Below are 12,508 nucleotides of genomic sequence, written 5' to 3'. Positions count from 1 at the left end.
TTTAAGGCTAATAAGGGATGATTCAGAATGCTTTTTCCAATGGAGAATTTTTAGGAACCCTTTGATAAGCGTATTTGTTTAAAACATAAATAATAGCGATTAAGAGAATCGTGCTTATGCCTAAGGTCGCCATCGCATTCCAATAATCAATGGAGCTATTACCCAATTCTATTGCAAGCTCTCCGGAAAGAACTTTATGTATATCAATAAATTTGATAGGGTGTATGAAGGTCGCTTTAAAACCTGCAGCCACGGCTATATCAGGTAGCAGGAAAATACCTAGACCAATCAGAATATTGGCGAACGCATTTTTAAATAACATATTTAGTAAAATTGATAATAATAGCAATAAAATTGTAACGAGCGCGAGTCCTAAAAACATATACAGGAGATATTGACTAGCAGATATAGCAAGATAGCCTTCATTCCTATAAATAAGTATCGGAAAAGAAAACTCACCTGCTTCCATTGTTCTTGCTAAATAGATACTCCCAATAAAAAATCCGAGGAGAAGGAAAATGAAAATATGGATACTATGAATCATTATTTTGCTCACTATTTTTTGTATGAAAGCTAAAGGGAATCCGCGCATAACGGATTGGTGTCTTTGCTCATAGATTAGCATTTCGTTGCCGTTAATTAAGACAATTACAAGGAATAACAGACCCGACATCATCGCGAGTGCATTCGTAAAATAGTGATTTGTTGCAAAAGAGTCTGACTCAATCGGTAAATTGTTATCTTTAATAAAATGCAACAACGCATTCTCTTTCAATATCTCTTCTGTAGGAACGATTAAATGATCAGGTATTCCTTCATTGCCTAATTCATGCACTTTCAGTCGCAGTTGATTGAGTTTCAGCCCATCTTCAACATACTGTTCACTATCATTTCCACCGCTAATATGCCAAACTTGCATCCCTAATAGGGATTGGATTTGTGTATGATAATCATAAACTTCCGCAACTTCAGGCAGATCATGGCGCTGCTGATCTAAGTAATCAAAAACCGCGTAAGATATTCCTGTTTCCATTTTTTTTCTGTCTGCTAAGGATTGAGGAGTATCCTGACTATAATATAAGAAAAATAAAATAAAAAAGAGCAGAAGAAATACAGCAATAAACCAACTTTTACGGTTTTTTAATAAGAGTTTCAGTTCAAAAAGCGTAAACTTCCAAAACATATCGATTATCCTTTCTGGCTAATGCATACTTTCAGCCCAGTGAATAAGTTAAGCTGCTTTACGATAGAAACGGCGCTTACTAATGATTCGAGAAACGATAAAGAGGATAATTTCAACTGCAAAAAGGGTACAGAGTAATACGATAATTCCTTTTTCATATGTAATAGATTCTAGGTGGACTAAATAATATTTTTCCCCTGAAATAATTCGGCCAAAATCAAAATAAGTCTGTGGAAAATAACTTATATCTACCCCAAATAGCTCGTTTAATGTTCTAGAATAATAGATTCTCTCAGAAAACAATAGAACTGTACTGATCATTAGAACAAGCCAGGAATTTTTAAATAATAAGCTTAAGATAGCATTTATGCGAATGAACAGGTAAACAAGAATCGGTATGATCCCAAGTGCTAAAAGTAAAAACCTAGCGATGGTGATGCTGTCATATTCACTAAATCTGTAGCCGAAATAATCATCTGGCTGTGTACTTGGCACCGTAATCGGCACAGAAAGCTTAAACGAGCCGAACCCATTTTGAATGGACAAGATAATAACTCCCAATAGCAATAATCCAATAAGTATCATGAGCATGTAGAAAAATGCAACCATAGATTTGACGTTGATTAAGCGATACCAGCCAATCGGCATGCCTTGTAAGACTGTTCGATGTTGTCTGTCCTTGGAAAAGATGTCACTACTAAAATAAATTGCACAAAATATCACGCTGGCAGCAGTTGTGCCCAGAAGGAAATTAACAAGGCTCTGTAAAGCTGTTTTTTGCTCAATCATGTTATATGTAATGGGGATATTTGCATCTAAATAACCTTGATAACGGAGATTTCTTAAACTAACGTTGCGTTCCTGATCATAAGCAGGAAAACGAGCATCAGCAATTAACATCCAATCGCGGCTTGCATTTACTGCACCAAAATCGAAGTTTTTCATTCGTAATTGAACAAAGCGGTTGAAATTTTTATCTTCAAAGGCGTACAGCATTCTACTTTTCACTCTGGAATCATGGACACTATTGGCATAAGGGGAACCAGTCATTTCACCATATCCTGTGCCACCTCTAGCAATCATTCCCTCTTGTACAGCTTCAAGGTTTTTGATGTCTGCTTGGATTTTTTCCGGATTAAACGAATCAGCTGTTTCTGTTGCTGGAAGAACTAGAAAGCAATAAGTTAACAGTAAACTAACAAGAGCAATAATAAATAAGTAATTCTTTTTGCTTCTCATTATCATTTTGAACTCATGTATTATGAGTGAACGATTCATCTCCATACCTCTCTAATATCACTTTATTTTAATTCATTCTCTATTAAAACTGGATTTGAATTTATAGAAAATTCCCGCTTGTATTTACATTGTAATGGAATGGAAATAAATTGTAAATAAAATTTAAATATTTTGTGTTGTGTAAAAATAAGGTCTCCGAATAAGGAGAGGATAGTTATTTAAATTTTTGTGGAGATAAAGAACTTATCACTTGGTCGTGTAGTAATTTAAAATACTAACTCTATTATTTACAGACATCTTAAGATCAAAGCTGACTATAACTTAGGTTATATAATCACAAATGTCATCTACTTCACAGCAATGATCTCTGTTATTCGCCGATTACCATTCCACAGAGGCACCCGAAATACGTTTGACTCCCCGAATTGCAGCTATTTCTTCAATAAGTCTATGCATAGCCAGGTTCTTTTGCTTTGCTTCTATCATAATGTCAACGTCCTGATTAAGCTCTTTTGCCATCTTTAAGAAGGGGAGAATAAAGTCTAAAGATACAAAATCTGCGTGGGAACGATAGGCCTGATCAGATTTTGGTGAAGAGATGTGGACTTTCGGTATTAAATGAAAGTTATTCCAAGTCGCGAAAATATGGGGTAAATAAAGTGCGAGGTCGTTCTCTTCTTTATTCGCCATATAATGGTGGTAATCGAGTACCATTGGTATATTTTCCTTTTCACACGTAATTAGCGTTTCTCGAACATCATATGTTTTATCATCATTTTCTAGTGTCATAAGCTTTTTAATTTCGTTTGGTAATTGTTTTAGGTTTTTATGAAAACGATTCAATGACTCATTTTTATCGCCATAGGCTCCACCAATATGAATATTAATTAATGCGCTATCAAGTGCATCCATTGCTTGGAGCATCTTAAAATGATATTCCATATTCTTTACAGCATTCATGGTTACTTCTTCTCGTTTGCTTGTGAAAAGGGTAAATTGGTTAGGATGAAAGCTTATACGAAGCTTAAACTGTTTAATCAGGTTTCCAATTTCCGCCCAGTCGTTTTTAAATGGAGTTAAGAAATCCCACATCACTTCTGGGTGGGTAGCTAGAGGAACAAGCGAGCTTGAAAGCCGATATAATTCTATTTCGTGCGCGATATTGTAATACAAAATTCTTTTGGTGTGATGTAGATTTTGTGCTGTAATAGATTTCAGCTTTTCCATTCTCTCGTTTTTAGAAAGCCTCGAATACCGTGCAAACGTCAATGTTTTTGATGGACTTGCATCCCATAAACCTAGTGCATTTGCTACATAGCCGAATCGAATCTTCATTTACTTTCTCCACCTCTTGTTAATACTGGAATGTAACTTATTCTAGTAGGTTTATTTAAAACTTAAATTATTTTTTGCAGCATTCCATTAATGTATACAGAAAAGTGTCGGCGGGTAAAATTACCTTAAAGGCTGCAAGTTGATCGTTGAACTATATTACGTTAACTGGCACATTAGCCATAAGTGTCTTCTGATAATTTAACGCAACACAAATCTTTACATTTTCTTTAAAGTTTTTATAAAACCTGTTGGTTATAATTAGAATATAAGAGGAGATAAATGCATTTATTTAGTAATGGAGATCGTAAAATTATGACTTGTCTTGCAAAGGAAACGCTTCAATCCTAAAGGAGGAATCGTTCATCTAATGGCAGAATTACATGTATATAATTTTTCATTTCAAAATTTAAGCCAGAAAAATATGTCTTTCACTCAAGTGTTTCAGCATATTAAGCGATTTATGGAAAAGGATCGGAATGGAAGCTATAAATTAATGTTCGGAACGGATTCGCAAGTGCATTCCAGCTATACACGATTTATTACTGGAATTGTGATTCACTGTGAAACAAAAGGTGCTTGGGCATGTATCCGCAAGGTCATTATTCCAAGGAAAATGATGAATTTGCATGAGCGAATATCCTATGAAACAACCTTAACAGAAGAAGTCGTATCGATGTTCAGTGAAGAAAAGAAAGAGGAGTTAATTAATATCATTTTGCCAAACATTTATAGGGGTGCTTCTTTTTCTATTGAAGGACATATTGATATCGGATCTGAGCGGAAAAATAAAACAAAAATATTTGTTAATGAAATGGTTTCAAGAATGGAATCATTAGGAATTGAGCCGAAAATTAAACCGGAATCCTTTGTTGCAAGCTCCTACGCGAATCGTTATACAAAATAGAATGTATACATACGTTTAAATTAGGATAACTCCTCACCTCCAATACATGTTTCTGTTACATTTTTCAAATACTAACGTAGAGACTATATACAGTTGGTGAGGAAAATTTGAAAACTTCTACGTACACTAAAGAAATGATTCGCTTATTAAATATGGATATTTATTGTGAATACATACTCCATAATAAGCCGCCAATTATTTTTATTCACGGGTTTGTATCGTCGGTTTATACATTTCGCAGAATCATTCCACTTCTTTCTAAACATTTTTCAATTATAGCAATTGATCTACCAGGATTCGGCAGGAGTGTTAAGTCCATTTCATTTATTTATACCTATGAAAATTACGGGAAATTGATTGCTGCTTGCATTGAACATTTTCAGTTGGAAAAGGCCTTTTTGGTCGGTCATTCGATGGGTGGCCAAATTGCATTAAATACAACCAAGATAGTACCAGAAAGGATCGATAAACTTGTGCTATTATCAAGTTCAGGCTATCTAGAGAAAGCAAAAAGATGGCAGCGCTATTGTTCTTATCTGCCTTTTTGTGAGATAGCAGTCAACTATGTGCTGAACAAAAAATCTGTTCCAGATAATTTGAAAAATGTATTTTATGATCATTCATTGATTTCTGAGGATCTCATTGAAGAATTTGGCCGCCCATTAAAAGAAAAGAATTTCAATAAATCCATGATGCGTCTACTGCGTTACCGAGAAGGCGACTTAACGAGTGAACAGCTTAAAAGTATAGATAAGTCAATCTTATTAATATGGGGAAGGGAAGATAATGTAGTACCGTTTCATATTGGGATGAAATTAAAGGAGGACCTACCAAATTCCGAATTAATTGCTTATGATAAGACTGGCCATTTAATTACAGAAGAAAGGGCCGAAGCTGTTTCTGAACAGATATTTACATTTTTTAAAGACTCATAATATCGTTATATGGTGTGATTACTCTCTGAAACATATACCATAAGAATAAATTCAATGCTAAAATCAATACTTTGATAATTGACAAGGGGAAGAAGCATCTATTGCTAGTCTTATACAATGTGATAACCCATATAATTTGGTTAACGTAAGATGTTGTACACATTGGAATAAAAGTAGCATAAATAAAGACAAGTCTTTTTTCTTCAATTAATGCTTGTTTTTCGCCGATAAGAAGGTATAAACTTTCTTAAGCCTGTATAAGTGCAGCTAAGCGTTTGCCTAAAGGCTTGTATTCCAAAGTATATGGGCTTCTAAGAAAGCATAGAAGTAATTGTCTCAATATGTTCATAAATTTCCTTAGAATTAAAAAAATTCCATGCTATACTAACGATAGATATAGTTACATCCATTTGAGAAATTTAATAAACCTAACGTGATGTAATTATATATTTTTACTCATATTTGTGAAATGATTCACAAATATAATTGTGAATTATTTCACAATAAAGTGGAGGGATATATGATGAAGCGTAAGTTAGTGATGATTGGAAATGGGATGGCTGGAGTTAGATGTATGGAAGAAATATTAAAAAGGAATCGTGAAGCATTTGATATAACAATTGTTGGTGATGAACCTTATCCTAATTACAATAGAATTATGCTATCACATGTTTTACAAGGGAAAACAGAGATTAAAGATATCAACATTAATGACTGGAAATGGTATGAGGATAACGATATTACGTTATTTACGGGTGAAAAAGTAACCGAGATTGATCCTGAAGAAAAAGAAATTAAAACAGATAAAGGTAGTGTAATTTCTTATGATGAATTAATTATAGCAACAGGTTCCAGTGCCTTTATTCTACCTGTTAATGGGAGCGAGCTTGAAGGAGTAATAGGCTTTAGAACGATTCAGGATACGGAAGTCATGATTGAGACAGCAGATCGTTATCAAAAGGCGGCCGTTATTGGTGGTGGACTTCTCGGCTTAGAAGCAGCGAGGGGATTAATGGATCGTGGGATGGAAGTGGAAGTCGTACACTTAATGCCAAATCTAATGGAACAACAGCTGGATGCACCAGCAGCAAAAATGTTGAAAAAAGACTTAGAAGCCCAGGGCATGAAATTTTTAATGGAAAAGCAAACAACTGAAATATATGGAAATGAGCGAGTGGAAGGGATTAAATTTTCAGATGGTACTTCCGTTGAATGTGATCTTGTCGTGATGGCGGTAGGAATACGTCCGAATACACAATTAGCAAAGCATGCAGGTTTAGATGTAAATAGAGGTATCATTGTGGATGACCATATGCAAACGTCAACTCCTTCTATTTATGCAGTAGGAGAGTGTGCGGAACATAATGGCATTACCTATGGATTGGTTGCACCGCTTTATGAGCAAGGAACAGCGCTTGCTGCATATCTAACAGGAGCAAAAACAACTGGCTATCAAGGGAGTATCTTATCAACACAATTAAAAGTTGCTGGCTGTGATTTATTCTCAGGTGGGAAAATTGCGGAAGATGATGAGACAGACGCTATTATCGTTCATGATCAGTTTGCCGGCGTTTATAAAAAGGTGCTTGTAGCAAATAACAAGGTTGTTGGTGTTGTCCTTTATGGAGATGCATCAGATGGAACAAGATTATTTACAATGCTGAAGAAAGAAACAGATATAAGTGAGTTTACAAGTGCTGCTGTTCTCCAAAAGGCGGGAGAAGATGCTGTCGATGAAATGATTGCAGATATGAGCGCAGACGAAACAGTCTGTGGCTGTAACGGTGTAACGAAAGGCACAATTGTCCAAGCAATTTTAGAGCAGGATTTGAAGTCATTTGAAGAAGTGAAAACTTGTACAAAGGCTGGTGCGTCTTGTGGAAAATGTCGAGGAGTTGTTGAAGGGATTCTCTCTCATACACTAGGGGACAACTTTGATCCGACAGCAGAGAAAACAGGCATGTGTGCATGTACGCCACTGACACGTGATGAAGTAGTTGCAGAAATTAAAGAAAAAGGATTGCAATCACCGAAAGAAGTCCGCAATGTGCTCAAGTTTACGAATGAAGAAGGCTGTCCCGCTTGCCGACCAGCACTCAATTACTATATGAGAATGGTTTGGCCAGAGGAATATGAGGATGATAAAGCTTCCCGGTTTGTAAATGAACGGATGGATGGAAATATCCAAAATAACGGTACTTTTTCTGTCGTTCCTCGGATGTATGGCGGAACAACAACAGGTGACGAATTAATTCGACTTGGAGAGGTTGCTAATAAATATGACGTGCCATTAGTAAAAATTACAGGTGCAAGTCGAGTCGGGCTATACGGAGTGAAAAAAGAAGATGTTCCACATGTATGGGAAGATCTAGGCATGCGTTCAGGATATGCCTATTCTAAATCATTACGAAATGTAAAATCCTGTGTTGGATCGAGATTCTGTCGCTTTGGCACACAAGATTCTCTAGGGTTAGGAATAAGGCTGGAGAAAGAGATAGAAATGGTAGATACACCACACAAGATGAAAATGGGTGTGTCAGGATGTCCTCGTAACTGTGCAGAGGTTTTAACGAAAGACTTTGGAGTTGTCTGTGTTGAAAATGGCTACCAGCTCTACTTCGGTGGTAATGGTGGAACAGAAGTACGTGAATGTGATTCCTTTATAACAGTAAAAACGGAAGATGAAGTTATTACGATGGCAAAGGCTTATACGCAATATTATCGTGAAACAGGTATTTATAATGAAAGAACAGCTCCGTGGGTAGAGAGAATTGGCTCGGAAAATATTAAGCTTGTTTTATTGAACGAAAAACGGAATGCTGAATTGGTTGAACGATTCAACAAGGCAAAAAATACGTACGAAGAAGCTTGGTCAAGCACACTTCTTAACATGAAGAAAAAAGAGATGTTTGAAATTGTGAAAATATGAGCAACTGAAAATAGTTCATGGCTGAAAAATAGGAGGTCATCTACTGATGAAAACAATAGAAATAGTTAAAATCATGGAACTTGAAAATCTGCCGAAACAAATAGGAAAAGAAGTTCATGTAGGCGGGGAATCCATTGCTCTGTTTCATTTGAGCAATGGGGATGTCCGGGCAATAGGGAGCAGATGCCCACATACAAATGGACCTTTAGCAGAAGGAATCGTTTCCGGAGAGTTTGTATTTTGCCCCCTGCAAAACTGGAAAGTCTCACTCGTCACAGGTGAGGTTCAAAAACCGGATGATGGTGCTGTACCAACGTATGAAACAAAAGTCATTGATGGCTATGTATATATAGCGGTGTAGACGATGGAAAATAAAAAAGGTTTTGTTTCATTTGTCGGTGCAGGTCCTGGAGATATCGGATTAATTACAACAAAAGGCTTGGAATGCTTAAAACAGGCAGATATCATTTTATACGATCGTCTTGCTAATCCAAGGTTATTACGTTTTGCAAAGCAATCTTGTGCATTTATCTATTGCGGGAAGCTGCCGAATCGACATATCATGCGACAAGAGAATATCAATCAATCACTTGTTCAGTTTGCAAAACAAGGAAAATACGTTGTTCGTTTAAAAGGTGGAGACCCTTCCGTATTCGGAAGGGTCGGTGAAGAAGCAGAGGAACTTGCAGCATCTGATATACCTTATGAAATTGTCCCGGGAATCACCTCTAGTATTGCAGCGGCTGCTTATGCAGGAATACCTGTTACACATCGCAATTACAGCAACAGTTTTACACTTAGAACCGGTCATGCTTGTATAAATAATGAACAAATGAATGAAGACAAAAACCATACAGGGGATACAATCGCTTACTATATGGGAATGAAAAAGCTGGTTGAGAACTGTGATGAACTGATTAATCAAGGAAAATCGCTTGATACTAAAGTAGCTATTATCCAGTGGGGAACTTTAGGGAAACAAAAAGTGGTAAAGGGAACATTGGAAACAATTAAAGACATTATTAAGAAAGAGAATATTGGTAATCCCGCTATGATGATTGTTGGTGACGTCGTAGCACTGGGCGACTCGCTTGCTTGGTTTGACAATAAAAGATTTCAAGGGAAACGGGTGGTGATTGCTAAAGCATCAGGAAGTCCATTTGATTTAGAACGTTATTTTACAGAGCTAGGAGCTGAAGCATATTCATTTCCAGTTTTTAAGAAGAAAAGCAAGCAATTTAGCGAAAATGAATTAGAAACAATAATGAATGCGAAAAAACTAATTTTCGCCGCTCCAGAAAGCGTGGAACCGCTGTTTAATCAATTAGCAAAGGCGAATTTTGATATTCGCGACTTGCCTCGTAACATTGAGTATCAAACGGTGAAGGTAAAGCAAGCATTAGCTGCGAAAGGAATTATTGCGGCAAAAGCACAGGGAAGTAATGCGGGTGCAATCGTAATTGGTCCCGAGGGTTATGAAAATAAGGAAGCGAAGCTGTACTATTCTCATGAGTGGCTTGTCGATTCACGTTTTGATGCAATCAATAAGCGACTGCTGATGGAAGACAAATGGGAGACCGTTATTTTTCCAAATAAAGCTGCTGTGAAGTGCTATGTAGAAGAATTAGAGAAACTCGGAGTTCACCACCTTGATGCTATTCCATTTGCCTATATCGGAGAAACTGTAAAGGAATATGCTTTTGGATTAGGATTTAATGCAATTGATGAGTCAATCCAGTCTGAATTGGAGCGGATGGAATGGAGGCGTGGAGAATGATTGATGCCGTTGTGTATATTGGGCATGGCAGCCGGCGCGATGAGGGGAACGAGCAATTTAAAACATTTATTGAATCGGTTAAAGAGGATGTTCCATTACCGAATCAAGAAATAGCATTTTTGGAATTGACGCATCCAACCATTGCTGAAACACTTGGAAAGCTAATCGAAAGGGGATCCGAACGATTTCTTATCGTGCCTGTTCTTTTATTTTCAGCAGTCCATCACAAACAAGATATTCCAGAAGCATTACAAGCGATTCGCTCTAAACACGAGCATATATCTTTTCGAATAACAGATCCATTTGGTGTTCATCCGAATATGATAAAGCTTGTAGTGAAACGGATTAAAGCTGAAATGTGTGAAAAGAACGCAGCAATTTTGCTTGTAGGTAGAGGAAGTAGCCAACCTGGCCCGATTATGGGATTACAGCAAATCGGTCGAGTCGTTGAACAAAGCCTGAATAAACCAGTATACGAAGCTTTTCTGACAGCTGCTGTTCCAAGCTTCGATACAGCGATCGCAAAGCTGAAAAATCAATATGAGAAAGTCTATGTCATGCCTTACTTATTATTTACTGGATTATTGCTGAAGCGGATAGATCAAACCATCAAAAATAACAATAACTTTATTTTATGCAAGAATCTAGAGTTTAATGAGTTAATGAAGCAAACATTAATCGAGCGAATGGAGGAGGCGTGTTATGGAGCAGCTATATCCAATGATAATGAAACTGCATGGCAAGAAAGTTGTCATAGTTGGCGGAGGTCAAATAGCTCTGCGTAAGGCAAAAGGACTTGCAGGAACAGGTGCAGCGATTACAGTGATTAGTCCACGTATCCTCAAGGAACTGGAGCAATTACATGATGTTGCATGGAAGCAGAAGGAATTTGAAGAGAAAGATATCGAGGGAGCACATCTGATTTTTGCAGCTACGAGTAACAAATCAATTAATAAAAATGTTTGTGCGTGCGCCGATGATTTTCAATGGGTCAATGATATAAGTGATAGTGAAAACTCTAGCTTTATCACGCCGGCAATCGTTCGGAGAGAGAAGTTCATTTTGACGATATCAACATCAGGAGCAAGTCCAATATTAGCGAAAAAGCTGAAACAAGAGCTAGAGGAACGCTACGATGATCAGATGGGGGAATTAGTAAATGCGTACGAGAAAAGGAGAAATAAAAAATGATGGAGACGATAACTGCATTTAGTAATACAGCCGCATTAAAAGTGAACCAACTAAAGAATAGTAAAAGCAAATATTTTCTGATGGCGATGCTAGCTGGACTTTTCGTTGGACTTGGAATCATTCTGATTTTTACAATCGGTGGGCAGCTTGAAGCCTCCAATGCACCAGGCACTAAAATTATCATGGGTATTTCCTTTGGCATTGCGTTGAGTTTAGTCATCATGGCTGGAGCAGACCTGTTCACAGGGAATAATATGATCATGACAATTGGACTTTTGATGAGAAAAACAACTGGCTTAGATGCAGGTCGAATTTGGTTCTATAGTTATTTTGGAAATTTTGCCGGGTCCATTCTTGTTGCAGCACTTTTCTTTTATTCGGGACTAGCATCGGGTGATACAGCCAGTTATATTACTTCCGCAGCAAGTGTTAAGATGAATGCACCATTTATGGAATTGTTTGTTCGTGGAATACTTTGTAATATACTCGTTTGCTTGGCAGTTTGGTGCTCGGTCAAGCTGAAGGATGAAACAGCGAAATTAATTATGATATTCTGGTGTTTATTTGCTTTTATTACATCTGGATTTGAACATAGTGTTGCGAATATGACATTATTATCACTTTCCTTAATGGTCCCGCATCCGGAAACTGTTTCATTTGCAGGTCTTGTCGCGAATTTAATTCCAGTATCAATTGGTAATATAATTGGAGGTGCTCTGTTCATCGGAGCTGCTTATTGGTACGGAATAACCGATAGACGTTCAAAGGTGCAGCCTGCAGTCAAACAAGGACTTAGAAAGGAAGCTTAAAAATATGGTGAACCTTCCTAAATATTCTATGTGAGCAGAGAATAATGCAATGGGCTATTTCTATTGATTATTTGTATGAAATTCTGCTAACTAAGGTACTGTAATCTGCCTGCAAACATTTAAGTTCATTATTAAATTTATTTTTAAATTATGGTAGACTAAAAAAGTAAAACAAGCCCAAAAATGAAAAGGGGTAAACCATGTTT

The 12,508-nt window shown here is 36.9% G+C and carries 11 protein-coding genes; 8 read left to right on the top strand and 3 right to left on the bottom strand.

Annotation, left to right across the window (positions count from 1 at the left end; genetic code table 11):
* Positions 1–22: 22 nt before the first annotated feature.
* The 3 genes from NYE61_RS09620 to uvsE form a co-directional block, all read right to left on the bottom strand.
* On the bottom strand, positions 23–1,183 hold the full coding sequence (locus tag NYE61_RS09620) for a hypothetical protein (protein WP_303450320.1): 1,161 nt from the start codon (positions 1,181–1,183) through the stop codon (positions 23–25).
* A gap of 48 nt (positions 1,184–1,231) precedes the next feature.
* Positions 1,232–2,422, bottom strand: coding sequence for a hypothetical protein (locus NYE61_RS09615; RefSeq protein WP_339317376.1), 1,191 nt, complete (start codon positions 2,420–2,422; stop codon positions 1,232–1,234).
* A gap of 381 nt (positions 2,423–2,803) precedes the next feature.
* Complete coding sequence (gene uvsE, locus NYE61_RS09610) at positions 2,804–3,757, bottom strand: UV DNA damage repair endonuclease UvsE (RefSeq protein ID WP_303450314.1); 954 nt, start codon at positions 3,755–3,757, stop codon at positions 2,804–2,806.
* A gap of 367 nt (positions 3,758–4,124) precedes the next feature.
* Between uvsE and NYE61_RS09605 the strand changes: the two genes are divergently transcribed.
* From NYE61_RS09605 to NYE61_RS09570, 8 genes are all read left to right on the top strand, one after another.
* Positions 4,125–4,661 (top strand): ribonuclease H-like YkuK family protein, encoded by a 537-nt coding sequence (locus tag NYE61_RS09605; protein ID WP_303450311.1) that lies wholly within the window; start codon positions 4,125–4,127, stop codon positions 4,659–4,661.
* 134 nt (positions 4,662–4,795) lie between these two features.
* On the top strand, positions 4,796–5,596 hold the full coding sequence (locus tag NYE61_RS09600; protein ID WP_303450308.1) for an alpha/beta hydrolase: 801 nt from the start codon (positions 4,796–4,798) through the stop codon (positions 5,594–5,596).
* Between the two features lie 523 nt (positions 5,597–6,119).
* Positions 6,120–8,525: a nitrite reductase large subunit NirB gene (gene nirB, locus NYE61_RS09595; RefSeq protein ID WP_339317375.1), complete on the top strand. Its 2,406-nt coding sequence runs from the start codon at positions 6,120–6,122 to the stop codon at positions 8,523–8,525.
* Between the two features lie 43 nt (positions 8,526–8,568).
* A complete protein-coding gene (nirD, locus tag NYE61_RS09590) occupies positions 8,569–8,886 on the top strand; it encodes a nitrite reductase small subunit NirD (protein WP_303450400.1) in 318 nt (105 codons plus the stop codon).
* A gap of 3 nt (positions 8,887–8,889) precedes the next feature.
* Positions 8,890–10,302 carry a uroporphyrinogen-III C-methyltransferase gene (cobA, locus tag NYE61_RS09585; protein ID WP_095314336.1) on the top strand — a complete coding sequence of 471 codons (1,413 nt, stop codon included), beginning with the start codon at positions 8,890–8,892 and terminating at the stop codon, positions 10,300–10,302.
* On the top strand, positions 10,284–11,087 hold the full coding sequence (locus tag NYE61_RS09580; protein ID WP_303450301.1) for a sirohydrochlorin chelatase: 804 nt from the start codon (positions 10,284–10,286) through the stop codon (positions 11,085–11,087). Before cobA ends, NYE61_RS09580 begins: the two co-directional genes overlap by 19 nt.
* The gene (locus tag NYE61_RS09575) at positions 11,005–11,493 is read left to right on the top strand and encodes an NAD(P)-dependent oxidoreductase (RefSeq protein WP_118889956.1); all 489 of its coding nucleotides are present in this window, start codon (positions 11,005–11,007) and stop codon (positions 11,491–11,493) included. Before NYE61_RS09580 ends, NYE61_RS09575 begins: the two co-directional genes overlap by 83 nt.
* Positions 11,490–12,302 carry a formate/nitrite transporter family protein gene (locus tag NYE61_RS09570; protein WP_095314334.1) on the top strand — a complete coding sequence of 271 codons (813 nt, stop codon included), beginning with the start codon at positions 11,490–11,492 and terminating at the stop codon, positions 12,300–12,302. The genes NYE61_RS09575 and NYE61_RS09570 overlap by 4 nt, the downstream gene beginning before the upstream one ends.
* The last annotated feature ends 206 nt before the right edge of the window (positions 12,303–12,508 follow it).

It is taken from the genome of Oceanobacillus sp. FSL W7-1304 (assembly GCF_037969805.1).
GTDB classification, from domain to species: Bacteria; Bacillota; Bacilli; order Bacillales; family Amphibacillaceae; genus Oceanobacillus; species Oceanobacillus profundus.
Note: the sequence above shows the minus strand (reverse complement) of the source record. Positions and strands in the feature narration are given on the sequence as shown.